This window comes from Pseudomonas sp. CJQ_9 (genome assembly GCF_043106615.1).
Lineage (GTDB): Bacteria > Pseudomonadota > Gammaproteobacteria > Pseudomonadales > Pseudomonadaceae > Aquipseudomonas > Aquipseudomonas juntendi.
Genome location: NZ_JBICMS010000012.1, coordinates 45,950 through 71,966, shown reverse-complemented (window position 1 = coordinate 71,966; position 26,017 = coordinate 45,950). Strand labels below are relative to the sequence as shown.

Genomic DNA, 26,017 nt, shown 5'->3' with positions numbered 1-26,017 from the left:
CGGCTACCAGCCGAACAGCTCACACGCGTTGCGGGTACTCGCTGCAGCCAGCTCGCCGGCCTCGACACCCATCACTTGCGCCAGCGCACCGGCTATCTCGGGCAAATGCTCCGGGCTGTTCCTTACCCCTGGGAACATGGCCGGGGCCATGTCTGGCGCATCGGTCTCCAGCACCACGCTGTCCAGCGGCAGGCGCGCCAGGGTCTTGCGCAGCCGCAACGCCTGCGGCCAAGTCGCTGCACCGCCCAGCCCCAGCCGAAAGCCCAGCTTGATGTACTCGCGGGCCTCTTCATAACTGCCGGCAAAGGCATGCACCACCCCCGCCCGTGCCGGTTTGTAGCGCTTGAGCGTGGCAATTACCTGGGCATGGCTGCGGCGCACGTGCAGCAGCGCCGGCAGCTGGAAATCACACGCCATCTGCAGTTGTGCTTCGAACAACGCCTGTTGGCGGGCCTTGTCCAGGTGTTCGAGGTAATAGTCCAGGCCAAATTCGCCCACTGCACACAGCTGTGGGTCACCGCGCAGGCGCTCCAGCCACTCGCGCAATTGCTGCAGGTGCTCGGGCCGATGCTGCTCCAGGTAGACCGGGTGCAGGCCCAGCGCGGCGAACAGGCCTGGTTCGCCGCTGGCCAGCGCCCACACCCGCTGGAAGTTCGCCTGGTACACCCCAAGCACGACCATTCGTTTCACCCCGCGGGCCGCCGCGTTGGTCAGCACGCGCGGGCGGTCGGCGTCGAAGTCGGGGAAGTCCAGGTGGGTGTGGGTGTCAATCAGCTGCATGTTCAGCCTGCGGCGATACGTTGTTTGAACGTACGGCCTATGGCATGCACGCCAGGTTCGTAGCGTTTTTCCTCGATGGCGGCCAGCGCCAGTTCCAGCGCGGTGGCGGCGATCAGGCCGTGCTGCTGGGCCATGGCATTGACCGGCAGGGGCAGGAAGTCGAGCAGCTGGTTGTCGCCAAACGTGCCCAACTGCAGCTGTCGGGAGTCGGCGGGGCGCGCTTGCAGCGTGTCGAATACCCCTTGCAGCAGCACATACGAGGTGGTCACCAGGGCATCGGGCAGGCCCCCCAGGTCGTCGATCAATTGCTGCATCAGGCGCTGGCCGCATGCCCGGCTGAAAGCTTCGCCCTGGTAGCGGCGCACGTCACCGGCATAGCCTTGCAGTGCTTCATCGAAACCACCGGCACGGGCCTGGCTGACCGACAGCTCCGGGCGGGCGCCGAGCAAGGCAATGCTGCGTGGCGCAGCGCGCAGCAGGCTGGCGGCCAGCTGGCGGCTGGCGTCGCGGTCGTCGCTGATCACCGAACAGAAATGCGCAGGGTTCAGGCGGCGGTCGATGGCGATCACCGGCATGCCTTTGTTCTGCAGTTCGCGGTAGCTGTCATCTTCGGCTGGCAGGCAACTGGCAACGAACAGCGCATCGCAACGACGGGCGCGGAACAGTTGCTGCAACTGGCGTTCGCTTTCGGGTTGGTCATCGCTGCTGGCGATCAGCAACTGGTAGCCGCGGGCGCGGGCGCCCTGTTCCAGTTGCTTGGCAATGCGCGCGTAGCTGGGGTTCTCCAGATCCGGGAGAATGAACCCCAGGGTACGGGTATGCCGGCTGCGCAGGCCAGCAGCCTGTGGGTTGGGGGTAAAGCCGTGGGCCTCGACCACCGCGCGCACCCTGTCGACCGTGCTGCTGCTGATGCGTTGCTGTTCAGCCTTGCCATTGATGACGTAGCTGGCGGTGGTCACGGACACACCGGCCAGACGGGCGATATCGCTGAGTTTCACCGAATTTTCCTTGTTGTTACCGGGGCTGGCGGGCAGGCCGGGCCGGCTAGTTTGACCGGCTACCGGCCATCCGCGCAGACGACTATTGTCGCAATTGTCCGACAAGATGGGGCTTTTTCCTTGGCAGATTATCGAGTAACGTGGCCGCCTGGTCAGATTAAACGTTTCAGCTGCCGATTTTCTGCCTCGGCCGAGAAAGCTGCAAGCGTTAGGCTGGCAGCCCCAAGCTGCAAATTTCAACTTGCAAGCTATAAGAAAAAGCGTGTCGGTGCACTGCCTGCTTTCGCTTGCAACGCGCAGCTCGAGGCCTGCAGCCAGCCCCTGGCCGTTACGTGAATTTCACAACAATACTCCAGTACCCCCAACGGGAACTGCATAAGGAGAAGGTCATGCTCGAGCTCGCCAAGGAGCAGATAGCCATGGGTCAGACGGCAGCCGACAAGGCTGAGGCCCTGCGCCTGCTGGCCGACCGGCTGGTTACCGATGGCCTGGTTGCCGACGGGTACTTGCAAGGGCTGCAAGCCCGTGAGGCGCAAGGCTCTACCTTCCTTGGCCAGGGCATCGCCATTCCCCATGGTACGCCGCAAACCCGTGACCTGGTGTATGCCACCGGCGTACGCCTGTTGCAGTTCCCTGAAGGGGTGGACTGGGGTGATGGGCAGATGGTCTACCTGGCCATCGGCATCGCTGCGCGTTCCGATGAACACCTGCGCCTGCTGCAACTGTTGACCCGTGCACTGGGCGAAACCGACCTGGCCGAAGCGCTGCGCCGGGCCAGCTCCGCCGAGGCGTTGCTCAAGCTGCTGCAAGGCGCGCCGCAAGCGCTGGCCCTGGATGCGCAACTGGTCGGCCTGAACCTGCCGGCCGAAGACTTCGACGAGCTGGCCTGGCGTGGGGCCCGGCTGTTGCAGCGCGCCGACTGCGTCGACAGCGGTTTTGCCGCCGTGCTGCAGCAGGCCGAGCCGCTGCCGCTGGGCGAAGGCCTGTGGTGGTTGCACAGCGAGCGCCAGGTGCGCCAGCCAGGCCTGGCCTTCGTCACCCCGCAACAGCCGCTGCGCTACCGTGACCAGCCGCTCAATGGGCTGTTTTGCCTGGCCAGCCTCGGCGCGGCCCACCAGGCCTTGCTGGAGCGGCTGTGCGAAGTGCTGATCGAAGGCCGCGGGCAGACGCTCTACCAGGCCACCAGTAGCCGTGCGGTGCTGGAGGTTCTGGGAGGCGAGGCGCCGCCAGACTGGCCCTGCGCCCGCGTGGTGCTGGCCAACCCGCATGGGCTGCATGCCCGCCCGGCCAAAGTGCTGGCGCAACTGGCCAAAGGCTTTGAAGGGGACATCCGCGTGCGCCTGGCCGACAGCGCCCAGCCAGCGGTGTCGGTGAAGAGCCTGAGCAAGCTGCTCAGCCTGGGCGCCCGCCGTGGCCAGGTGCTGGAATTGCTGGCCGAACCCGCGGTTGCCGCCGATGCCTTGCCAGCGCTGCTGGCCGCCATCGAGCAGGGCCTGGGCGAGGAAGTCGAGCCGCTGCCACAGGGCACCAGCGCTGAACCGGAGGCCGCGCCCGAGGAGGTACAAGCGCCACCGGCCGGGAGCCGCATTCAAGGCGTGGGCGCCGCCCCAGGCATCGCCAGCGGCCCCGCGCACGTGTGTGTCGAGCGCGAGTTCGACTACCCCCTGCGTGGCGAGTCGTGCACGCAGGAGCGGCAGAAGCTGCGCGACGCCCTGGCGGTCGTGAGCAGTGAACTGCAGGCGCTGGTGCAGCGCAGCGACAAAGCCATTGGCGAGATTTTCGTCACCCACCAGGAGATGCTTGCCGACCCCGCCCTGACCGACGATGTCGAACAGCGCCTGGCCCAAGGCGAGAGCGCCGCCGCCGCGTGGATGGCGGTCATCGAGGCTGCGGCCCGCCAGCAGGAGGCCTTGCACGATGCCTTGCTGGCCGAGCGCGCCGCCGACCTGCGTGACGTGGGCCGTCGCGTGCTGGCGCAGTTGTGCGGGGTGCAGGCGCAAGTGGAACCCGAGCAGCCCTACGTGCTGGTCATGACCGAAGTGGGCCCCTCCGATGTCGCCCGGCTGGACCCGAGCCGGGTGGCCGGTATCGTCACCGCCCAGGGCGGCGCGACCGCGCACAGCGCCATCGTCGCCCGGGCCCTGGGTATCCCCGCCGTGGTTGGCGCAGGGGCCGCAATACTGCTGCTGCAAAGCGGTACACCGCTGCTGCTCGATGGCCAGCGCGGTACGGTCAGCGTGGCGCCGCCGGCCGATGAGCTGCAACGCGCGCTGGCCGAGCGCGACCAGCGCGAGCAGCGTTTGCAGGCTGCCTGGGCCAGCCGTTTCGAGCCCGCGGTTACCCGTGATGGGCATGCAGTCGAGGTGTTTGCCAACATCGGCGAAAGCACTGGCATCGCCAAGGTGGTGGACCAAGGTGCCGAGGGCGTGGGCCTGCTGCGCACCGAGCTGATTTTCATGGCGCACCCTCAAGCGCCGGACGTGGCCACCCAGGAGGCCGAGTACCGCCGTGTGCTCGATGGCCTGGACGGGCGACCGCTGGTAGTACGTACCCTGGATGTCGGCGGTGACAAACCGTTGCCCTATTGGCCGATTGCCGCCGAAGAAAACCCGTTCCTTGGCGTGCGCGGCGTGCGCTTGACCCTGCAGCGCCCGCACGTCATGGAAGACCAGTTGCGCGCGTTGCTGCGGGCCGCCGACCAGCGGCCGCTGCGTATCATGTTCCCCATGGTCGGCCAGGTGCACGAATGGCGTGAGGCGCGGGCCATGGTCGAGCGTTTGCGTGCCGAAATCCCGGTCGCCGACCTGCAACTGGGCATCATGGTCGAGGTCCCCTCGGCAGCCCTGCTGGCGCCACAGCTGGCCCGCGAAGTGGACTTTTTCAGCATCGGCACCAACGACCTGACGCAGTACACCCTGGCCATCGACCGTGGCCACCCGAGCCTCTCGGCCCAGGCCGACGGCCTGCACCCGGCGGTGCTCAGCCTGATCGACATGACGGTGCGTGCCGCCCATGCCCATGGCAAATGGGTAGGTGTGTGCGGGGAGCTGGCGGCCGACCCGCAAGCGGTCGCCGTGCTGCTGGGCCTGGACGTGGATGAACTCAGCGTCGCCGCGCGCAGCATTGCCGAAGTCAAGGCCCTGGTCCGCCAGGCCGATCACCAGACGGCCCGCGCCCTGGCGCGCGAGGCCCTGCAACAGGACAGCGCGGCAGCGGTACGCGCGCTGGTGGAGCGTTACTGAATGGCCAAGATCCTCACCCTTACCCTGAACCCGGCGCTGGATATCACCATCGGCCTGGGCACCTTGCGCCCAGGGCAAGTCAACCGCAGCCAGGCGCAGCACAGCCACGCCGCCGGCAAGGGGCTGAACGTCGCCCAGGTGCTGGCCGACCTGGGGCACAGCGTAACCGTGGGCGGCTTCCTCGGGGGCGACAACCTGCAACCGTTCGAGGCGCTGATTGAAACGCGCGGCTTCGCCGACTGCTTTGTCCGCGTGGCGGGTGAAAGCCGCAGCAACATAAAGCTGGTCGAAGCCGATGGCCGCGTGACCGACATCAACGGCCAAGGCCCGCAGGTGGACCAGGCGGCGCGCGATGCCTTGCTCAGCCGCCTGGCCCAGGTCGCGCCAGGCCACGATGCGGTGGTGGTGGCCGGCAGCCTGCCGCGTGGGGTCAGCGCCGAGTGGTTCCAACAATTGCTCGAACAGCTCAAGGCCCAAGGCCTCAAGGTGGCCCTGGACAGCAGCGGTGAAGCTTTGCGGGCTGGTTTGCAAAGCGCGCCGTGGCTGGTCAAGCCCAACACCGAAGAGCTGGGCGAAGTGCTCGGTGAGGCTGTGGTTACCCAGGCGCAGCAAGGCGCCGCTGCCGAGCGCCTGTTGGCCAGCGGCATCGAACACGTCGTGGTGTCGGCGGGTGAGCAGGGGGTCAGCTGGTACATGCGCGACCGCGTGCTGCACGCAGTTCCGCCCACGGTGCGGGTCGCCAGCACGGTGGGGGCTGGGGATTCCCTGGTCGCCGGCATGGTGCATGGCCTGCTGCAGGGCGAAGCACCCGCGCAGACCCTGTCCCGGGCCACCGCCATCGCCGCCCAGGCCGTCACCCAGGTTGGCTTCGGCATCTGCGACCGTGAGCAACTGGCTCGGCTGCAGGCGGCCGTGCAACTGACAGAACAACAAGAGGGTTGCCGATGAACATTGCCATTGTCACCGCCTGCCCTAATGGCCAGGTGTCGAGTTTGCTGAGTGCCCGCTTGCTGTCTGCCGCAGCCCAGCGGCGCGGTTGGAGCACCAGTGTCGAGGTGCAGGATGCCGAACACCCCGAGCGGCAACTGAGCGCGACGCAAATTGCCGAGGCCGACTGGGTGCTGGTGGTCAGCACCGGCCCGGTTGACCTGTCCCGCTTTGTCGGCAAGCGCCTGTTCCAGAGCACGCCGTCGCAGGCCCTGGCCGACCGCGAAGGTTTTCTCGATGAGGCGGCGGCCAACGCCCGCTTGCTCACGGATGCCCCAGGCAAGCCGGCGCTGGAAGAGCGTTCTGCCGGTGTGCAGATTGTTGCAGTCACAGCCTGCCCGACCGGTGTCGCCCACACCTTTATGGCCGCAGAGGCTTTGCAGCAGGCCGCGCAACAAGTGGGCTACCAGCTCACCGTGGAAACCCAGGGCTCGGTCGGCGCACGCAACCCGTTGTCTGCCGAAGCCATCGCCCAGGCCGATGTGGTGCTGCTGGCCGCCGACATCGAGGTGCCCACCGCCCGCTTTGCCGGCAAACGTATTTACCGCTGTGGTACCGGGGTCGCCCTCAAGCAGGCGCGGGCCACGCTGGACAAGGCCTTGGCCGAAGGCAAGGTGGAAAACAGCGCCGATGCCGCGGCGGCCGCGCCCGCCAAGGGTGAAAAGACTGGGGTGTACAAGCACCTGCTGACTGGCGTGTCGTTCATGCTGCCGATGGTGGTGGCGGGCGGCCTGCTGATCGCGCTGTCATTCGTGTTCGGCATCGAGGCCTACAAGGAGCCCGGCACCTTGCCGGCGGCGCTGATGCAGATTGGTGGCGAGGCGGCCTTCAAACTGATGGTGCCACTGCTGGCGGGCTATATTGCCTGGTCCATCGCCGACCGCCCTGGCTTGGCGCCGGGCATGATCGGTGGCCTGCTGGCGAGCACCCTGGGTGCCGGCTTCATTGGCGGCATCGTGGCCGGTTTCCTGGCGGGCTACAGCGCCAAGGCCATCGCCCGCTGGGCCCGTTTGCCCAGCAGCCTGGAGGCGCTCAAGCCGATCCTGATCATCCCGTTGCTGGCAAGCCTGTTCACCGGCCTGGTGATGATTTACGTGGTCGGCCAGCCGGTTGCAGCCATGCTGGAAGGCCTTACCCGCTTCCTTGACAGCATGGGCACCACCAACGCCATTCTGCTGGGGCTGTTGCTGGGCGGCATGATGTGCGTCGACCTTGGCGGGCCGATCAACAAGGCCGCCTATGCGTTCTCGGTGGGGCTGCTGGCCTCGTCGAGCTACGCCCCCATGGCCGCGACCATGGCGGCGGGCATGGTGCCGCCCATCGGCCTGGGTATCGCCACCTTCATTGCCCGACGCAAGTTCGCGCAAAGCGAGCGCGAGGCCGGCAAGGCGGCCCTGGCGTTGGGGCTCTGCTTCATCTCGGAAGGGGCGATCCCGTTTGCTGCCAAAGACCCGCTGCGGGTCATCCCGGCCAGTGTCGCCGGTGGTGCGTTGACCGGGGCATTGTCGATGTACTTCGGCTGCAAGCTGATGGCCCCGCATGGCGGCTTGTTCGTGCTGCTTATCCCTAATGCGATCAACCACGCGCTGCTGTACCTGTTGGCGATTGTCGCGGGCAGTTTGCTCACGGCGGTGGTCTATGCCGTGATCAAGAAGAGTGAGCGGGTGGAGCTGGCCGTGGCGCCGGTTAAAGGCTAGCGGTTTGTATAGGCAGTACTGGCCTCTTCGCGGGTAAACCCGCTCCTACAGGATTCGCGCAGGCTTGCAGATTGTGCGGGCCAGCCTGAGGGAGCGGGTTCACCCGTGCTTTTGCCGCAATGGCTTTAGCAGATCACCCAGGCCGTTATGGTCGATCTCATGCATCAACGCCAGCAACCCCCCCAGTTCCCCTGTAGGGAAACCCTTGCGTGCGAACCAGGCCAGGTAGTCTCCCGGCAAGTCGGCAATGCATCGCCCCTGGTATTTGCCGAAGGGCATCGTGCGGGTCACCAACAGTTCCAGGGTTTCGGGTTTCATCAGAAGAGACCGGGTTATGACGAAGCGCCGACCATACTGCAATCTGCACGAGCGCCCAAGCGGTAATCATGCAGAACACCGGTATCCGGCTTTTTGGGCTCTTATGTAAGCTGTTGATATTAAAGGGTATCCAAGATCATTCCAGGTTGGCACGAACGCTGCTCCTATCCAGATGACTATCACCTGCCAAGGAGCTTTACCATGAGCAACCCGAACAAAGACGTGATCGATGTACTGAACGACCTGATCGAGTACAGCAAGGATGGTGAGAAAGGCTTCAAGGCCTCGGCCGATGATGTGAAGAACCCTGAGCTGAAAGCGTTCTTCGTCCAGCGCGCCGGCGAATGCGCCAATGCGGCCGGTGAACTGCAAAGTGAAGTGCGCCGCCTGGGTGGCGACCCGGAAACCTCCACCAGCATCACCGCCGACTTGCATCGCGGCTGGGTCAACCTCAAGTCGATGCTCACCGGCAAAGATGAGGAAGCAGTGCTCAACGAAGTGGAGCGCGGTGAGGACCATGCCCTGAAGGCCTACAAGGAAGCCCGCGAGAAGCTGGTAAAACTGGGCCGTATTGCTTCCGACAATTCCTATGCCCTGGTGGAAAAACAGCTGCAAGGCGTGCAGCGCAACCACGACCAGGTGAAGGCACTGCGCAACGCTGCTCGCGCCCGCTCTTAAGCCTCTGGCCCGTCTACCCGGTTACGGCCCTTGGCCTTGGCCCGGTAGAGGGCCTCGTCCGCAGCACCCAGCAACCTCGCCAGGTCGTACTGGGTGCCAGACAGACCGATGCCGATGCTGACCGTGACCCCACGGGCATCATCGGCAAACGGTACAAGTTCCTCTACGCTCCGACGGATGCGCTCAGCCATCACTTGAGCACCTGAAAGGTCGGTCTCCGGTAGCACTACCTGAAACTCCTCCCCACCGTAGCGAGCAGCCAGATCTGCAGGGCGCCTCAGGCATGCCTCGATTGCCTTGGCCACCTCGCGCAGGGCATGGTCGCCACCGGCATGACCATGGCGCTGGTTGAATGCCTTGAAGTGGTCGACATCCACCATCAGCAATGCCAGTGGCGTGTGATTGCGCTGCGCCCGGGCCCATTCCTGGCGCAATACCTGATCCAGTCGACGGCGATTTGCCAGGCCGGTCAGGCTGTCGGTCGCTGCCAGTGTCGCCAAGCCCTGTTCGGCTTCATGGCGGCGGCGCAACTCCCGGCCCAGCAGCAAGGTGAGCCAGAGGATGCCGATGCACAACACACCCGTGGCGACACTGACCACCGTGGCCGTGCGCCGCCACGACTGGAATACCTCGTCAGCTGAATGCTGCACCACTACGATCAGCGGTAACTGCGCCACCCGAGCGAAGGTGAACATGCGTGGCTGGCCGTTACTGGTCGCGGGTGCGGTGAAACTACCGTTTTGCTCGTGGAGAATGCGTTTGAAATTCGGCCGAGCGGCAAAATTGGTACCGATCCCAAGCGTTTCTGGGCGTGGGGTTTGGCGGGCGAGCAGCTGCCCATCCGTGTTCAACAGGCTGATGCTGCTATCGTCGCCGATATCAAGGCGCCGGAACAAGTCGTTGAAATACGACAGGCGCAGCGCCCCGGCGGCGACCCCGGCAAACTCACCTTGCGGGCCGGAAATACGCCGGCTGAAGCTGATGCACCAGTCCAGGTCACCCAGTTTGGCCTTGAATGGCGGGCCCACAAGCAGCCCCAGGTGAGCATCGCGCTGGTGGGCCTTGAATACCCCGGTATCGCTGAAGTTGGCGTGGCGCGGCACGCTGCTGGTGGAGTCACCGACCACGTTGCCTTGCTTGTCCAGCCAGAGCACGTCACCGCGTTGGCGGTCGACGAACGCCTCGTTGAACAGCAGGCGCTGGCGCAACGGGCCGGGAATTTCCGCAAGCTCCTCGCGCCCAACGGCCCAGATCAACCCTTTGAGCGATTGGTCGTACAGCTCGGCATTGCGCAGAATGTCGCTTTCGATCAGTTGCACGATGTTATTGGCTGAACGCATTGCCGACTGCTCGACGCTGTCCCGCTCGCGGGCCAACAGGTAGCTGACAATCGCCACGATAGCGAGCACGGCAAGGCAACTGCCCAGGTTGAGGGCCAGCTCGGGGTGCGACCTGTAGAATGCTCGAGGCGGGGATTGGGTGGGCATGCTCGCTACTGCAAGGGCAGGGCCATTCGCGGCGGCGGTATTCTAGGGAAGCATGGATTGTCGGACAAGATTTCTCCGACGGAATCACGCTGTCCTGCATATTGGATTTACGCTAAACCCTGTGGGAGCGGGCGCGCCCGCGAAGCAAGCGCCGCGGTGTATGGCACCGGCTTTGCCGGTGTTCGCGGGCATGCCCGCTCCCACAGGCGTTCAGGTGTGCTGCCTATAAAGGCGGGTCAAAACACGTTCACGGGGTAATCGACGATCACCCGCAGTTCGTCGTTGTCGCTGTTGCTGTCGATCGAGGCATAGCCCTGGCTGCCACGGTGGGTGGCATAGCGCACCAGCACCGACAGGTCCTTCAGGTCACCCTCCTGGAACACGTACTTCAGGTCCAGGTCGCGTTCCCAATGCATAGCGTTCTTGCCATCGGCACGGTAGTAGTCGTAATGGGTGGTGTCCTGGGTGGCCTTGGTCAGGTCCGCTTCGCCGCGCGAATAGGACAGCGAGCTGGTCAGGCCAGGCACGCCGACACCTGCGAAGTCATAGTTGTACTGCAGCTTCCAAGACCGCTCGTTGGGGGCGTTGAAGTCCGAGTACATGCGCGAGTTGTCCAGGTACACGCTGTCGCCCAGGTTGATGTAGTCGAACGGGGTGTTGCCATTGACCCGCTGGTAGGCGGCGGTGACGCTGTGGTACCCGGCGTTGACGGTAAAGTGCACGCTGTAGGTGTTGTTGTCGATCTTGCCCAGCAGGGCCTGGCCGGTGTCCTGGGTGTGATAGAAGTGCACACCGGGGTTCAGGCTGACCAGATCGCTGACCACGTAGGTGTAGTCGAAATCAGCGTAGTACTGGTTCCAGATGTCCTTCAGTTCGGCGGCGTACAGGTTGGCGGTGATGTTCGGCGTACCGCTCCACGAAGCACCGGCCCAGTTCAGGTGCTTGCTCTTGTCGTGTTCGTCGAGCGAGCCGTAGTAGGTGTCGATGCGGCGGTGGCCACTCTGGTTGTACGGGTGGGTGAAGCTCACCTGGCCGCCTTCGAGCAGCAAACCGTCGACGCTGGTGTTGGTCAGGCTCACACCGCGGAAGGTTTGCGGCAGCATGCGGGTTTCGCCGCCGGCAATCACCGGGTTGGTGAGGAACAGGTCACCGGCCTTCAGTTCGGTGTCGAAGGCTTTGAGCTTGACTGCAGCGCCAGCGGTGGAAAACGAATGGGGTGCAGCGCCCAGTTCGCCGTCGTCCTTGATGTGCGCGGGCAGGATGCTGGTGCCGGCATGGCCACCGCCGCCGTCGAGCTTCAGGCCCAGCATGGCATGGGCGTCCAGGCCAAAACCGACCGTGCCCGGGGTGTAGCCCGACTCGAACCGCGCTACTGCGCCCTGGCCCCACTCGCGGGTATCGCGCACGCCGGCGTTATGGTTGTCGCGGTTGAAGTAGGCATTGCGCAGATGCAGATTGAAGGACGACCCTTCGATGAAGCCATCAGCCTTGTCTTCATCTGCCTGGGCGGCGCACGGGATCGTTACAGTCAATGCAATGAAAAACGGGGTAAAACGAAACGCGGAAGGCACCGGTAGAAGCTCCTTTGGTCTGGCGGTGGGGCAGTTTTTATTTTGAATGTGCGTCTTTCTTATGGGTGAACGTTACAGCCGGGCTGAGAGTTATGGGCACATAAAAAAAGCCGCTGATGGGCAGCGGCTTTAAAAGGCTAACATATCGGCACAGGCTGTGCCCATGGCGTAGCCAAGGGAAAGTGGAAGCAACAACAGCGCCTGATCAGCTGTCGGCTTTGGCATCGACAGAGGCCTTGGAAGCTGTCTGTTCAGCATCTTTCATCACGTCGGCCTTGTGTGCGGCAACGCTTTCGCGGGCCTCCTGGTGCACGGCGGCGAGCTCGTTGTTACGGTTGACGAACGCCGGCGATTCTTCGGCCATGGCCAGGGGCGACAACAACAGGGACGACAGGACGAAAACGCTGGCAATACCCATACTGTTGGACATTTGAAACTACCTTCTTGCTGTGCAAGTGCTAATGAGGACGGGCTAAAGTTAGTCCTTTCATTGCACTTGAAACAGAGCGAAGTGCGATAAGCACTGTTGCGCAAAAGGTAACGATGTACGCAAAAGCAACAGGACTTTCGTCTGAAAGCCGCAGGCTAGACGCTGCCTTTGCAGCAGCGGCCTTGTGTCTCGATGAGCTGCATGCCAGCCCGCGACAATTGCGGCCCGGTCATTGAACCAGGGGCTGCTCCGCACCCCATCGCGACACAAGGCCGCTCCTACAGGTCGGGAGCTGGATACCGAATGTATTGGCCCCCGCTTCACTGCGCACGAACACGTCCCCGCCATGCATCAGCGCAATCGCCTTGACGATGGCCAGGCCCAAGCCATGGTTACCGCCCCCACTGTTGCTGCGCGCCGCATCCACCCGGTAGAAACGCTCGAACAGCAGCGGGAGGTGCTCGTCGGCAATCGCCGGCCCCGGGTTGCTCACGGTAATGCTGACCTGCTGCGGCCCGGGGACGATCCTTACCTGGATCACCTGGTGCGGCGCCGTATGCTGCACGGCATTGTTCAGCAGGTTGATCAACGCCCGGCGCAATTGGGCTTTTTCGATGGGAACCTGGGCATCGCCACTGACGCTGACGCTGACCTGCGCGTCTTCGAGAATGTAGTCAAGGTAGTCCAGGGTGGTCGCCACCTCTTCGGCCAGCGATGCCTGGGTCAGGGCAGTGGCTTTGCTGCCCTGGTCGGCACTGGCCAGGAACAGCATGTCGTTGATGATGCTGCGCAGGCGCTCCAGCTCTTCCAGGTTCGATTGCAGCACTTCGAAGTAGTGCTCGGCGCTGCGCCCGCGGGTCAGCGCCACCTGGGTCTGGCCGATCAGGTTGGTCAGCGGCGAACGCAGCTCGTGGGCAACGTCGGCATTGAACGCCTCCAGCCGTGAATAGGCCTGGCTGACCCGGTCGAGCGCGGCGTTGAAGGCACTGGCGAACTGCGCCAGCTCAGGGGCCAGGGCCTGGGTTTGCAGGCGCCCGTCCAGGCGTGGCGGGGCCAGTGCCTGGGCTTCCCTGGAAAGCGCCAGCAAAGGGCGCAAGCCGATGCGCGCGACCCAGTAGCCCAGCACCGAGGCCAGCAGCACGCCAAGCACCGCCAGCCCGATAATCGCCAGCAGCAGGCTGTGCTGGGCCTGCCAGAAGGTTTCGGTGTCGATGCCAATCAAGAACCGCAGTGGCGGGCGCTGGCCTAGCGCCGGCAGCTCGCTGACCAGCACTTTGTACGGGTAGGGGTGGTCCGGCAGGCGCAGGTCGCGCATGCCCTGCGCGCCCTCGGCGAACTGGCGCACCCGCGCGCTGGGCTGGCCATATTCATAGCCGGGGTCGCTACCGACCACCCAGAAACGGATGCGCTTGTCTTCCTCGCTCAGCAGGTTCAGCTTGTTGATGATCTTGGCCCAGTGCTCGGGCGTGCCGTAGCGGTTGAGTGTGGATTCGAGCACGCTGAAGCGCGCCTCCAGCTCGGCTTGCGGCAGCAGGTCGAGGCTGCGGTCGACCTGGCGATACAGGGCCGAGCCGATCAGCAGGAACACGGCCAACGCCACCAGGATGAACAACGCCGACAAACGCAGCGCAATGGAGTTACCCCGCACGGTTTTCCAGGACATAACCCATGCCTCGAATGGTGTGCAGCAGTTTCTGGTCGAACGGCCCGTCGAGCTTGGCCCGCAGGCGTTTGATCGCGACCTCGACCACGTTGGCGTCGCTGTCGAAATTGATGTCCCAGACCAGTTCGGCAATTGCCGTCTTCGACAGGATTTCCCCCTGCCGGCGGGCCAGCACGCTGAGCAGCGAGAACTCTTTGGCGGTCAGGTCCAGGCGCTTGCCGGCCCGCGTGGCCTTGCGTGCCATCAGGTCGATCCACAGGTCGGCCACCTGAACCTGCAGGGGCTCATGGCTGCTGCTGCGGCGGGTCAGTGCCTGCAACCGGGCCACCAGTTCCAGAAACGAAAAGGGCTTGCCCAGGTAGTCATCGGCGCCTTCGCGCAGGCCACGGATACGGTCTTCGACCCGCTCACGGGCGGTCAGCATGATCACCGGGGTCTGCTTGCGCGCACGCAGGGCGCGGAGCACGCCGTAGCCGTCCAGCCCGGGCAGCATCACATCCAGCACAATGACGGCATAGTCGCCCTCCAGTGCCAGGTGCAGGCCATCGATGCCATCGCGCGCCAGGTCCACACTGAAGCCTTGCTCGGTGAGGCCGCGATGCAGGTAGTCGGCGGTTTTCTCTTCGTCTTCGATGATCAGCACACGCATGGTCTTGTCCTAGCTGGCACTTGGCGCTGCCGCGCGGGCAGCCTGACGGCGATGGAACAGGCGCTCCAGGGCCAAGTATATGACCGGGGTGGTGAACAGCGTCAGCGCCTGGCTAACCAGCAGGCCGCCGACCACTGCAATGCCCAGTGGCTGGCGCAATTCGGCGCCGGTGCCAAAGCCGAACATCAGCGGTACCGCGCCGAGCAGCGCGGCCAGGGTGGTCATGATGATCGGCCGGAACCGCGTCAAGCAGGCCTGGTGAATCGCCTGCTCCGGTGAAAGGCCCTGCTGGCGCTGGGCTTGCAGGGCAAAGTCGATCAGCAGGATGCCGTTTTTCTTGACGATGCCGATCAGCAGCACGATGCCGATCAGCCCCATGATGCTGAAATCCTGGCCCATGGCCCACAGCAGGATCAACGCGCCAAGGCCCGCCGAGGGCAGGGTGGAGATGATCGTCAGTGGGTGGACAAAACTTTCGTACAACACGCCAAGAATGATGTACACCGCCACCAGCGCCGCCAGGATCAGCCAAGGCTGGCTCGCCAGCGAGCTTTGGAAGGCCTGCGCCGCGCCCTGGAAGTTGCCGCTGATCGAATCGGGCATGCCCAGCTCGCGCTGGGTGCGTTCAAGGATGCTCACCGCATCGCCAAGGGCCACGCCGGGGGCCAGGTTGAACGACAGGTTGGCGGCCGGGAACAGGCCGTCGTGGCTGATCGACAGCGGCCCGGTACTGGGCGGCGCCACATGGGCCACGGCCGCCAGGGGCACCATTTCATTGCTCAGGGGCGAACGCAGGTAGAAGTAGTTGAGGCTCTCGGCTTTACCACGCTGGCGCGCATCCAGTTCCAGAATGACCTTGTACTGGTTGGTGTCGGTCTGGAACTCGCTGATCTGGCGCTGGCCGAAGGCGTCGTACAGTGCCTGGTCGACGTCTGTAGTGTTCAGGCCGAAACGGGCGGCGGCCTGGCGGTCGATGTCGATGCGCGTGACGCTGGCCCCCAATTGCAGGTCATTGGACAGGTCGCGCAGCGCCGGGTTGTTGCGCAGCCGCTCGGTCAGGCGCTGGGTCCACAGGTTGAGCGCCTCGGCGTCGTTGCTCTTGAGCACGTACTGGTACTGGGTGCGTGAAGGGCCGGAGCTGAGGTTGATGTCCTGGCCGGCGCGCATGTACAGCACGATCCCCGGCACCTGGGCCAGCTTGGGGCGCAGGCGGTCGATCAGTTCGCTGGCCGAGACATCCCGCTCGCCACGGGGCTTGAGGGCAATCCAGAAACGGCCGTTGGCGATGGTCTGGTTGCTGCCGGTAACGCCCACCGAATGCGAGAACGCGCGCACCGCCGGGTCGGCGCCGATGATTTTCGCCAGCGCCTGGTGTTTCTCGATCATCGACGGGTACGACACATCCGCGGCCGCCTCGCTGGTGCCAAGGATGAAGCCGGTGTCCTGCAGCGGGAAAAAGCCCTTGGGGATGGCCACGTAGCCCACGACCGCCAGCGCCAGGGTCACTGCGAACACGCCCAGCGTTACGCGCTGGTGGGCGAGGGCACGGTCCAGGCCCCGCTCGTACCAGTTGACCAGGCGTTCGCCGAAACCGCCCTGGTGCCCGCCAGGTGGGCGGTGCATGAACAGCGCACACAAGGTCGGCGCCAGGGTCAGCGACACCACCACTGAAATCAGGATGGTGGATGTGGCGGTCAGGGCGAATTCCTTGAACAGCCGGCCAACCACCCCGCCCATGAACAGCAGTGGGATGAACGCTGCGATCAGCGACAGGCTGATCGAGACCACGGTGAAGCCGATTTCCCCGGCACCCTTGAGCGCTGCGGTACGGCTGTCGTCGCCGGCTTCCAGGTGGCGGTGGATGTTCTCCACCACCACGATGGCATCGTCCACCACGAAACCCACGGAAATGACGATGGCCACCAAGGTCAGGTTGTTCAGGCTGAAGCCCAGCACGTACATCAGTGCGCAACTGGCGATCAGCGATACACCGAGTACGCTGGATACCACCAGCGTCGCTGACCACTGGCGCAGGAACAGCGCCATCACCCCGATGACCAGCGCCACGGCGATCATCAAGGTCAGTTCCACCTCATGCAGCGAGGCGCGGATGGTTTGCGTGCGGTCCTGCAGCACCGACACCTCGACCGAGGCCGGTAGCATTTCCTGCAGCTTGGGCAGCGCGGCCATGACCCGGTCCACGGTGTCGACGATATTGGCGCCGGGCTGGCGGAAGATCACCAGGTTCAGCCCCGGCTGGTCGCCGGACCAGGCCTTGACGTAGGCGTTTTCCGCGCCGCTGACGACCGTGGCCACGTCCCGCAGGTACACCGGTGCACCGTTGCGGTACGAGACGATCAGTTGCGCGTAGTCTTCGGGGTGGAACAGCTGGTCATTGGCGGCCAGGGTCGACACGCTGTGTTCGCCGTACAGGGCGCCCTTGGCCAGATTCAGGCTGGTTTGCTGAATTGCCTGGCGCAGGTCAGCCAGGGTCAGGCCGATGGCGGCGAGTTTTTCCGGCTGTGCCTGCACGCGGATCGCCGGGCGCAGTTGCCCGGTGATGTTGATCAAGCCGACCCCCTCGATCTGGCTCAACTGCCGAGCCAGCAGGGTTTCGGCGTAGTCGCTGAGGTCGTTGCCGGGCATCTGGCTGGAGCTGACCGTCATCACCAGCACCGGGCTGTCGGCCGGGTTTACCTTGCGCCAGGTGGGCGGGTTGGGCAGGTCTTGCGGCAGGCGCGCAGTGGCGGTGTTGATCGCCGCCTGCACTTCCTGCGCGGCCGTGTCGATGTTCTTGTCGAGGGTGAACTGCAGCACCAGGGTGGTCGAGCCCAAGGCGCTGCTGCTGGTCATCTGGGTCATGCCGGGGATGGCGCTGAATTGCACCTCCAGCGGCGTTGCCACCGACGAGGCCATGGTTTCCGGGCTGGCGCCGGGCAGTTGCGCGGTCACCTGAATGGTGGGGAAATCGGCCTCGGGCAAGGGGGCCACCGGCAGCCGTGGGAAGGCGATGGCGCCCAACAGCACCAGGGCGAAGGTCAGCAGCAAGGTGGCGATGGGGTGGTCGATGCACCAGGCCGAAACACCGTTGCGCGTGTTCATGGCTGGCTCCGCTGGTCTGCCATGGCCGGGGCTGTAGGCGCAGCGGGGCTGACCTCTACCCGTGAACCGGGCTTGAGCCGCGACTGACCATCGAGCACCAGGCGCTCACCCGGCTCGACCCCGGCAATAACGTTCAGCTCGCTGTCCTGGTACAGCACCTTGACCGGCACGCTGGTGACCTTGTCGCCGTCCAGGCGGTAGACGAAGTGCCCATCCACCCCGCGTTGCACTACCGGCGGGGGTACCACCAGGGCGTTTTCTTCCACGGCCGTGCGCAGGCGAATGGTGACCAACTGGCCCGGCCACAGACGGCCGTCCTTGTTATCGAACTCAGCTTTCACCCGCACGGTGCCGGTGGTAGCGGAAACCTGGTTGTCGATCAGCGCCAGGTGGCCTTCGCCAAGCAGGCTGCGTTCGCCGTCAGCGTCCATGTACGCCTGCACCAGCGCAGGTGCCGGTGCCGTGAGCAGGCGTTGCAGGGTTGGCAGCATTTGCTGGGGCAGGGCGAACTCGACGGCGATCGGGTCGATCTGCGTCACGCTGAACAAACCTTGCGTGTCGCTGGTGCGTACCAGGTTGCCCGGGTCGACGTTGCGAATGCCTACTCGGCCCGTCACCGGCGAGCGGATCCGCGTGTACGACAGCTGCACCTGAGCGTTGGCGATGGCTGCCTGGTTGCCTTTGACGGTGGCCTGCAACTGGTTGACCAGCGCCTGTTGCTGGTCGAGCTGTTGCCTGGACACGCCGTTATCGCGGCTGAGCAGGCGGTAGCGCCGCAGGTCGAGAGCCGCCACCTGGATCTGCGCCTGGCTTTGGCCAAGTTGGGCGCGCGCCTGGTCGAGCTGGGCCTGTATGGCGCGGTCGTCGAGGGTGGCGAGCAAGTCGCCCTGCTTGACCCACTGGCCTTCCTTGACCAGGACCTGGGTCAGTACCCCCTCGACCTGCGGGCGCACCTCGACGCTGTGCAGCGACAGCACCGAGCCGATGGCGCTGGCATAGCGGGGTACGTCCTGTTGGGCGACGGTTACCACCCGCACCGGGATGGCCGTTTGCGTGCGGGCGGCGGGGGCAGGCTGGCGCTGGGTGAACCAGGTTCCCGCTGCTACCAGGATGAGTACCAAGGCGGCAAGCAAGGCAGAGCGGAACGGACGTCGCATTGGCGCGGGCACCTTGGCCAGAGGGGAAGGGTGGTCAGTCATTCAATCTTATAGCCGCCGAACCGGGTCGGCAGCGTGACCGCTGGCTGACAGCCGTGTCAGTTTCAGATAACCGGCTGCACGGTCTGCTCCTTCGCGAGTGAACCCCCTCCCACCACCTGCAGAGCTAGAAACCGATAAAGGCGTAGTACACCGGGGCCTCGCTGGTCGTGCGCAAACCATGCGCCTGCAAGCCCGCCGCCAGCGTTTCATCCTCCACATGCAAGGTCCACTGTGTACCGTCATCATTCGGCACCTGCGCCAGCGCTCCGGCAAACGCGCCCATGTCCGGCAGGTAGGCGGTAAACCCGTTGCCCTTGAGCGCACTGGTGGTCATGCCCAGTGCCTGGCACACCGCCACCTTGGCGGCAATGTCGTCACGGTCGGCCTGGCGTGAAGCCTGCACCAGCGCTTCCAGCCCGGCATCCACCAATTGCGTGCCGTGAAGCAGCGCAGGCCCCTGCTGCCAGGCTTCTGGCGGGCAGTCCTTGGCCTCTGGGCGCAGGGGGAGGTGCGGGTTGATTTCCACCGGGTAGATGCGGCAAACCAACGGCCGTTGCTCATAGATACTGCAGCGGTCGTTGTCGTCCAGGTTGCGGCAGCGGCCGGGGTTGAACGCGGCAAAGGTCACCGACACCCGCGCCTCGCCATTGCCGCAGGCTACCGGGTACGACCGGCGCAGCACATGCTCACGTTGCTCCACCGGCATGCCCGGGCCATCGGTGACGAAGGCTTCGATCAGCACAACCACCTGACCGCCGTCAGTTGCCCAGCGGCCCGCCTCGGCCAGGGTCAGGGGGACATGGTGGCCGCTGCAGCACTTGCCGCATCCGGTGCAGCCAAAACGCAAGGTGGCGGTCACTTGGCTTGCGGGCTCCATTCGCTGACAAAGGCACGCTGCTGTTGGCGGTCGTACAGGCACAGCTCGGTGCCAGTGCGCTGCTGCATGTGCTTTTGCGGGTAGACACCTTCGACCAGCAAGGCGCTCATGCCTACCTGGTCGTCGAATTCGGCGGGCTTGCCGCGGGCGTGGGCGTCCTTGAACTGGCTGGCCGCCAGGCAGGCTTTGAGCATCTGCTGGCGCTGCGTGTTCCAGGCCTGGCTGCTGGAAGCCTGGGCGATACCGCTGAAAAGGGCGCAGCCGAGCAGGATGGAGCTGAGATACTTCATGGCGGGTTCCGGCAAATTTTTTGCGAGGGCGCGAATTATGCCCGACTTACCCCCGGCAGCAAGCCGGGGAGTTTGTCGCTGAATATATCAGGGCTCGGCGAACACCACGGCACGTGCTGCCACCACCAGACAATCGGTCAGCTCCGGCGAGGAAAACTTGGTGAGGATGGCATTCGCCCCGGCCTGGGTTGCCTTCTCGCTGCTCATGGCGCTGTCCAGCGAGGTGTGCAGCAGCACGTACAGGTGCTGGAAGTCGGGGGTTTCACGCAGTGTTCGGGTGAAGGCGTAGCCATCCATCTCGCTCATTTCGATATCGGAGACGACCACGTTGATCTCCTGTGCAGTGCCTTGCAGTTCCAGCAGCACATTGATCGCGTCCTTGGCGCTGCGCGCGGTGTGGCATTCGATGCCCAGGTTGCGCAGGGTGTGCACCGACTGCTGCAGGGCCACCTGGCTGTCGTCCACCACCAGGATATTGGTGGCGGCCAGCAGGCTGGCGTCCTCTGCGCTTACTGAGCCGCGCGCGGGCTCTGGCGCAGGCGGGGCAATGCCGTGGATGACCTTCTCGATATCCAGCACCTGCACCAAGGTGTTGTCGACGCGGGTAACACCGGTGATGAACGAGCGGTTGCCCGAGGCATAGGGCGGCGGTTTGATGTCGGTGCTCAGGCAATGCACGATGCGGCTTACGGCCTGCACGTGCAGGCCCTGGCGCGAACGGCTGATCTCGGTGACGATCAGGCAACCGCCTTGCGGGTCCTCCAGCGGCTGCTCGCCGATGGCGCGGGACAGGTCGATGACCGACAACGAATGGCCACGCAAGGTCGCTACGCCTTTCACGTGGGGGTGCGACTCGGGCAGCTTGGTCAGCGGCGGGCAGGGGATGATCTCGCTGACCTTGAGCAGGTTGATTGCCATCAGCTTGCCGCTGCGCAGGGTGAACAGCAGCAGCGACAAGGAGTCCGCGCGGGCTTTTTGCGTGGCCATGGTGACCTTCGGTGGGAAACAGGGGGATAACCGGTTATCGGCCAGGTCAGGCTGGGCTTTAGGGCGCAATCCGCCGCAGATCAAGAAGGCTGAGCAACCCTGTAGGAGCGGCCTCGTGTCGCGAAAGGGCTGCAAAGCAGCCCCGGGGTTTCAGCACAGATGCACAAACTGCAGGGGCTGCTTTGCAGCCCTTTCGCGACACGAGGCCGCTCCTACAAGGGCCAGCGCTTGGCAGCAGTGTGGATCAGCGCTCGCGCAGGGCCTCCTTGGCCCGGTTCAGCGGCTTGATCAGGTAATCGAGGATGGTTTTCTCGCCAGTGCGGATATCCACCGTGGCAATCATGCCCGGGACAATCGCGAAGTGCTTGCCGGCCTTGTTCTTCAGGCTGTCCTGCTCGGTACGGATGAACACGCGGTAGTAGTAGATTTCCGGTTTCACCTCGTCTTGCAAGGTATCCGGCGAAATACCCACCACCTTGCCATCCAGCCCGCCATACACCGAATAGTCATAGGCACTGATCTTGACCTTGGCCGCCTGGTCGGGGTGGATGAAGGCAATGTCGCGGGGGGCGATGCGGGTTTCGATCAGCAGGCGCTCGTCCATCGGCACGATCTTCATCACCTGGCCCCCGGGCTGTACCACGCCGCCCAGGGTGTTCACCTCGATGTCCTTGACGATGCCGCGCACCGGCGAACGCAGGGTCAGGCGGGTGAGCGAGTCGCTGCGCCCGCGGATCACCTCTGACAGGCTGTCGGCCTCGGCGCTGGCCTTGGCCAGCTCCTCCCGGGCGCGCACCAGGTAGTCGGACCGGGCCTCGTTGGCTTTGAGTTCAAGCTCCGAACGCTGGCGGTTCAGGCGGATGACCTCGACCCGGCTGGAGGCGCCCATTTTCGCCAGGTTTTCGGTGATCTTCAGCTCGCTGCGCACCAGCCTCAGCGAATCCTCGATGCCGGCCAGGGTCTGCTCCAGGCCGCGGCGGCGTGTCTGGTACAGCGCCGTTTCCGCTTCGATCAGCTCGGGCGAGTCGCGCAGGCTGGCCGGGAAGACCAGCGGCTTGCCGGTCACCTCGGCCTGCAGCCGGGCCTGGCTGGCCTTGGCGGCGCGGTACTTGGCCTCGCTTTCGCCCACGCTGGAGGCCGTCTTGGTCGGGTCGAGCTGGGCCAGTACCTGGCCGCGCTCGACCAGGTCGCCTTCGGCCACGTTCATCTGCGCGACGATACCCCCTTCGAACGACTGGATCACCTGCTCCCGGGAGCTGGGGATGACCTTGCCGGTGCCGGTGGAAACCTCGGTCACCTCGAACCAGGCGGCCCAGGCCAGGAACGCGGCCAGCATCAGCGCGCTGAGAGTGATGATGCGCCCGGCGCGGAAAACGGCCTGGTCGTCCTGCCCGTCCAGGTAGGATGCCGGGAGTTCGTGGTTGCTCATGCCTGCGCTCCTTGCAATTTGGCCAATGCGGCATCGCGGGTGTCATCGATCACGATGCGCCCGCCGTCGAGCACCACGATGCGCTCGACCCGTTGCAGCACGCTCAGGCGGTGGGTAGCGATCACCAGCGTGCGGCCCTGGCAGAAGCGCTCCAGGTTATCCAGCAGTTTGCGCTCGGTCATGTCGTCCAGCGATGCCGTGGGTTCATCCAGCAGCAGCACCTGTGGCTGGCGCACCAGTAGGCGCGACAGCACCAGCGCCTGGCGCTGGCCGCCAGACAGGCCCAGACCGCCTTCGAGGATCAGGTGGTCCATGCCCTTGGGCAGGCGGCGGACAAAGTCCAGCGCCCCGGTAGCAGCCAGCGCGGCCACCAGTTCCTGGTCGCTGGCCTGGCCGGCGCCGAGGGTCAGGTTTTCCCGCAGGGTGCCGTGGAACAGCCGCGCGTACTGCGGCAGCAGGCCTACGTCGCGGCGCAGGTCCGCAGGGTCGAGGTGGGCCAGGGCGATGCCGTCCAGGCTGACCTCGCCCTGTACCAGGTCCATGGCCCCGCCCAACGCCTGCAGCAGGGTGGACTTGCCCGCGCCGTTGCGGCCGAGCACTGCAATGCGTTCGCCCGGCTGAATATCCAGTTGGCCAATGTTGAGCACCGGGGGGGACTCTTCGCTGTAGCGGAAGTTGGCCTGGCGCAGGCGGTATTCACCGCGGATTGCCGGCAGGTGCACGCGTGCTTCGCCTTCGGGGTGGTCGACCGCCGACTGCATCAGCTTGTCCAGGCCTTGCAGGGCGACCTTGGCCTGCTGCCAGCGGGTCAGCACATGGGTCAGCTGGGCCAGCGGCGCCATCATTCGCGACGACAGCATCGACGCCGCCACCAGGCTACCGGTGGTAAGGTCGCCGGCGATCACCATCGGTGCACCGACCACGATAACCACGGCAAACACGGCACCTTGCACGTTCTGGGTCCAGGTCACCAGGCCGTTGGTGAGCGTGCGCAGGCGCAGGTTGGTGTGTGCACAGGCTGCGTTGTACTGGTTCCACTGGCGCTCGAAGCGTGCTTCGGCCTGCAGCGCCTTGATTTCGTCCAGGCCTTGGATGCTTTCCACCAGCATGGCGTTGCGCAACGCCGACTCGCGCATCGAGGCGTTGGCCAGCCGCGCCAGGCGCCGCTGCGCCAGCAAGCCTGGCAGCAGCATGGCCAGCAGCGCCACCAGCGGGATGAACACCAGCACGCCGCCGATCAGCCAGAACACGAACAAGAACAGCAGGAAGAACGGCAGGTCAGCCAACGCCGTGGCAGTACTGGAGGTGATCAGGTCACGGATCGACTCCAGCTCGCGCAGTTGCGAAATGAACGAGCCGGTGGACTTCGGCCGCACCGAGTTGCGCAGGCGCAAGGCATGGCCATAGACCAGGTCACTCACCCGCAGGTCGGCGCGCTTGCCGAGCAGGTCGGTGACCTTCAAGCGCAGCAGGCGCATGCTGAAGTCGAACACCAGCGCCAGCACCACACCGCCGAACAGCACGTACAAGGTGGGCAGCGATTCTGCCGGGATCACACGGTCGTAGACCTGCATCGAAAACAGCACCCCGGCCAGCGCCAGCACGTTGGCCACCAGCGAGGCGACCATCACCTGCCCGTAGGGGCGCAGGTCGCGCAGCACGATACGGGCGAACCAGTGGCGGTCGTAGGGGGCGGTGTAGTCATCGGTGCGTACATCGCGCAGTGGTCGCGCCGGGCGCAACAGCGCAACCCGGGTGATGCGACCCTTGAGCGTGTCGCGGGGCAGGCGTGTGGTCAGGCCCTGGTCCCCGGCGAACACCACCGCCAGGTCATCTTCTTCGGTGACTGCCTCGACCACGGCCAACTGGCCATCGTCCAGCTCCAGTACCAGCGGTGTACGCCATTGCCGCAGGCCCTTGGCATCGAAGCGCACGAAGCGCAGTGCCAGGCCGGCCTGGCGGGCCATGTGGCGAAGAATTTCGTCCAGCGGCCGGGCATCCTCCACCGCCGCCAGGCGAATACGCTGGGGCGACACGTCCAGACGGTAGTGGTGCGCCACCTGCAGCATCACCTCCAGCCACGGCCCCAAGTCTGGCCGGTGCGGCGCGTCCGGCGCTGCTGCCGCTGGCTGGGTGGGCAGGGTTACATTGATCGAATCGCTCATGGCTGGATCTCCACACCTTGCAGGTTGCGCCCCTCAAGGCCAAAGGCCGCGCGCAGCGCGCCGGTGTTGTACAGGCAGTCGACATCCAGGCGCAGCAGGTCGGAGCGGGTGCCGGCAAGTTCGAACCGTGACTGGTAGATCTCCTGCTCGGCGTTGAGCAGGTCCAGCAAAGGGCGTGTGCCCAGGTCCAGATACTGGCGGCCATAGAGCATGCGCGCTTCCTGGATGCTGACCTGGCGCGCTTCCAGCGAACTCAGCCGGCGGCCCAGCCCGGAGGTTTGTGCCTGGGCCTCGGCCAGGCCACGCCGTGCCTGCAGGCGCGCGGCATCTTCGGCGGAGTCGGCGGCGCTCAAGGCGTGGCTGGCAGCGCGGCTGCGAGCGCTGATCGCACCACCTTGGTAGAACGGTACCTCGACGTTGAGGTAGATGCCCGCCTGGGTGCGGTCCATGCGTGAGTTGTCGCGGTTGTAGTCGTTGTCCAGGTAATGGTTGACCTGGGGCTGCAGCGACACGGTCGGGTAGGCCTCTGCCTTGGCCTGGGCCAGCTCTGCCTGGCCTTGCGCACGCTGGGCCAGGGCCATCAGCACGGCCGGCAGGCGATCATCGCCTTGCGCAGGCCGCTTGCAGGCCTGGTTCAACGCCGCAGGCGACTGTTCGGCCAGGGCCGGCGGGGTCACGCGGCCCATCAGCGCGGCCAGGGTGGAGCGCCAGCGCTCGTACTGCGACTGGTATTCCTCCAGCGTGGCGCGGGCGCTTTCCACGCGGGATTCGGCCTGTACCACGTCGGAGCGGGTGCTGGCGCCCATGTCGCTGCGCTGGCGAGCCATCCCGGCAATGTCGCCCACCCCGCGGATCTGCTCGCGGGCAATGGCCATCAACTGTTCGTAGCGGCGGGTTTCGATCCAGGCATAGGCGGTGTCACGGGCCAGGTCGTCCACCACCAGCAGGATATTGGCCTGGGCCCGCGCGGCGGCGGCCTGCGCGGCGTTGACGGCGCTGTCGACCTTGCCGAAATCGTAGAGCATCTGCTTGAGCGACAGGTTGAGGGCCTGGCTGTTGCGATCGCCCCCGTAGCCAGTGTCATAACCGGTGCGGATGCCGCCGGAAATCTGCGGGTAGTAACCCGCGCGGGCTACGTTGATACCTTCGCCTTGTTTGTACAGGTTGCCGATCGCTTCGGCGATGCTGGGGTGCCATTGCGCGGCCTGCAACACCGCTTCGGTCAGGCCCAGGCGCTCGCCACTGGCGACCGGGGCCATGCCGGTCGGTGGCCGCGCAGGCACCGCGGCGGGCGTATCGCGTAGCAGCGATGGCCCGATGTGGCGCAGGTGGGGGTCTATATCATCGGCTGCCTGGGCAACCGGTTGGAGATTCAGGGCCAGGAGCCCGTAGGCTCCAAGCAACAACGGTGACAGCGGACTGCTTCGCTTCACATAGTTCCCTTACTGCTGGTCGTCCATGCCGCCGG

The 26,017-nt window shown here is 65.1% G+C and carries 20 protein-coding genes; 4 read left to right on the top strand and 16 right to left on the bottom strand.

What is annotated here, in order from left to right; genetic code table 11:
- Positions 1-3 precede the first annotated feature (3 nt).
- Positions 4-780, bottom strand: coding sequence for a TatD family hydrolase (locus ACF8SD_RS01990; RefSeq protein WP_392483472.1), 777 nt, complete (start codon positions 778-780; stop codon positions 4-6).
- A 2-nt stretch (positions 781-782) separates the two neighbouring features.
- The gene (gene cra, locus ACF8SD_RS01985; RefSeq protein WP_392483470.1) at positions 783-1,778 is read right to left on the bottom strand and encodes a catabolite repressor/activator; all 996 of its coding nucleotides are present in this window, start codon (positions 1,776-1,778) and stop codon (positions 783-785) included.
- A gap of 389 nt (positions 1,779-2,167) precedes the next feature.
- Between cra and ptsP the strand changes: the two genes are divergently transcribed.
- From ptsP to ACF8SD_RS01970, 3 genes are read left to right on the top strand one after another with little or no spacing between them, the layout of a single operon-like run.
- A complete protein-coding gene (ptsP, locus tag ACF8SD_RS01980) occupies positions 2,168-5,020 on the top strand; it encodes a phosphoenolpyruvate--protein phosphotransferase (protein ID WP_173887612.1) in 2,853 nt (950 codons plus the stop codon).
- Positions 5,021-5,968, top strand: a complete 948-nt coding sequence (pfkB, locus tag ACF8SD_RS01975) for a 1-phosphofructokinase (protein ID WP_173887613.1) — start codon at positions 5,021-5,023, stop codon at positions 5,966-5,968.
- Positions 5,965-7,704, top strand: a complete 1,740-nt coding sequence (locus ACF8SD_RS01970) for a PTS fructose-like transporter subunit IIB (protein WP_173887614.1) — start codon at positions 5,965-5,967, stop codon at positions 7,702-7,704. The genes pfkB and ACF8SD_RS01970 overlap by 4 nt, the downstream gene beginning before the upstream one ends.
- 99 nt (positions 7,705-7,803) lie before the next feature.
- Here ACF8SD_RS01970 and ACF8SD_RS01965 read toward each other — a convergent pair whose 3' ends face one another.
- Positions 7,804-8,022 carry a DUF3820 family protein gene (locus ACF8SD_RS01965; RefSeq protein WP_009682711.1) on the bottom strand — a complete coding sequence of 73 codons (219 nt, stop codon included), beginning with the start codon at positions 8,020-8,022 and terminating at the stop codon, positions 7,804-7,806.
- A 201-nt stretch (positions 8,023-8,223) separates the two neighbouring features.
- Between ACF8SD_RS01965 and ACF8SD_RS01960 the strand changes: the two genes are divergently transcribed.
- Positions 8,224-8,700 carry a PA2169 family four-helix-bundle protein gene (locus ACF8SD_RS01960; protein WP_392483469.1) on the top strand — a complete coding sequence of 159 codons (477 nt, stop codon included), beginning with the start codon at positions 8,224-8,226 and terminating at the stop codon, positions 8,698-8,700.
- Here the strand turns inward: ACF8SD_RS01960 and ACF8SD_RS01955 are convergent.
- The 13 genes from ACF8SD_RS01955 to ACF8SD_RS01895 all read right to left on the bottom strand — a co-directional run bounded on the left by ACF8SD_RS01955 (position 8,697) and on the right by ACF8SD_RS01895 (position 25,982).
- Positions 8,697-10,187: a diguanylate cyclase domain-containing protein gene (locus ACF8SD_RS01955; RefSeq protein WP_392483468.1), complete on the bottom strand. Its 1,491-nt coding sequence runs from the start codon at positions 10,185-10,187 to the stop codon at positions 8,697-8,699. The two genes, ACF8SD_RS01960 and ACF8SD_RS01955, sit on opposite strands and share 4 nt — an antisense overlap.
- A 236-nt stretch (positions 10,188-10,423) precedes the next feature.
- Positions 10,424-11,758: an OprD family porin gene (locus tag ACF8SD_RS01950; RefSeq protein WP_173887618.1), complete on the bottom strand. Its 1,335-nt coding sequence runs from the start codon at positions 11,756-11,758 to the stop codon at positions 10,424-10,426.
- A 205-nt stretch (positions 11,759-11,963) separates the two neighbouring features.
- Entirely contained in the window at positions 11,964-12,188 is a 225-nt protein-coding gene (locus tag ACF8SD_RS01945) for a hypothetical protein (protein WP_173887619.1), read from the bottom strand.
- A 229-nt stretch (positions 12,189-12,417) separates the two neighbouring features.
- Entirely contained in the window at positions 12,418-13,851 is a 1,434-nt protein-coding gene (locus ACF8SD_RS01940; RefSeq protein WP_173887620.1) for a heavy metal sensor histidine kinase, read from the bottom strand.
- Positions 13,826-14,500 carry a heavy metal response regulator transcription factor gene (locus tag ACF8SD_RS01935; RefSeq protein WP_173887621.1) on the bottom strand — a complete coding sequence of 225 codons (675 nt, stop codon included), beginning with the start codon at positions 14,498-14,500 and terminating at the stop codon, positions 13,826-13,828. Before ACF8SD_RS01935 ends, ACF8SD_RS01940 begins: the two co-directional genes overlap by 26 nt.
- 9 nt (positions 14,501-14,509) lie before the next feature.
- Positions 14,510-17,602: a multidrug efflux RND transporter permease subunit gene (locus tag ACF8SD_RS01930; RefSeq protein WP_392483467.1), complete on the bottom strand. Its 3,093-nt coding sequence runs from the start codon at positions 17,600-17,602 to the stop codon at positions 14,510-14,512.
- On the bottom strand, positions 17,599-18,759 hold the full coding sequence (locus ACF8SD_RS01925) for an efflux RND transporter periplasmic adaptor subunit (RefSeq protein WP_392483466.1): 1,161 nt from the start codon (positions 18,757-18,759) through the stop codon (positions 17,599-17,601). Before ACF8SD_RS01925 ends, ACF8SD_RS01930 begins: the two co-directional genes overlap by 4 nt.
- Before the next feature lie 166 nt (positions 18,760-18,925).
- Positions 18,926-19,660: a YkgJ family cysteine cluster protein gene (locus tag ACF8SD_RS01920; RefSeq protein ID WP_173887624.1), complete on the bottom strand. Its 735-nt coding sequence runs from the start codon at positions 19,658-19,660 to the stop codon at positions 18,926-18,928.
- Complete coding sequence (locus ACF8SD_RS01915; RefSeq protein ID WP_173887625.1) at positions 19,657-19,968, bottom strand: hypothetical protein; 312 nt, start codon at positions 19,966-19,968, stop codon at positions 19,657-19,659. The genes ACF8SD_RS01920 and ACF8SD_RS01915 overlap by 4 nt, the downstream gene beginning before the upstream one ends.
- 87 nt (positions 19,969-20,055) lie before the next feature.
- Complete coding sequence (locus ACF8SD_RS01910) at positions 20,056-20,955, bottom strand: chemotaxis protein (RefSeq protein WP_173887626.1); 900 nt, start codon at positions 20,953-20,955, stop codon at positions 20,056-20,058.
- A 244-nt stretch (positions 20,956-21,199) separates the two neighbouring features.
- The gene (locus tag ACF8SD_RS01905; RefSeq protein WP_173887627.1) at positions 21,200-22,384 is read right to left on the bottom strand and encodes an HlyD family type I secretion periplasmic adaptor subunit; all 1,185 of its coding nucleotides are present in this window, start codon (positions 22,382-22,384) and stop codon (positions 21,200-21,202) included.
- Positions 22,381-24,549, bottom strand: coding sequence for a type I secretion system permease/ATPase (locus ACF8SD_RS01900; RefSeq protein ID WP_054890296.1), 2,169 nt, complete (start codon positions 24,547-24,549; stop codon positions 22,381-22,383). The genes ACF8SD_RS01905 and ACF8SD_RS01900 overlap by 4 nt, the downstream gene beginning before the upstream one ends.
- Positions 24,546-25,982, bottom strand: coding sequence for a TolC family outer membrane protein (locus ACF8SD_RS01895; RefSeq protein WP_392483465.1), 1,437 nt, complete (start codon positions 25,980-25,982; stop codon positions 24,546-24,548). The genes ACF8SD_RS01900 and ACF8SD_RS01895 overlap by 4 nt, the downstream gene beginning before the upstream one ends.
- Positions 25,983-26,017: the final 35 nt, after the last annotated feature.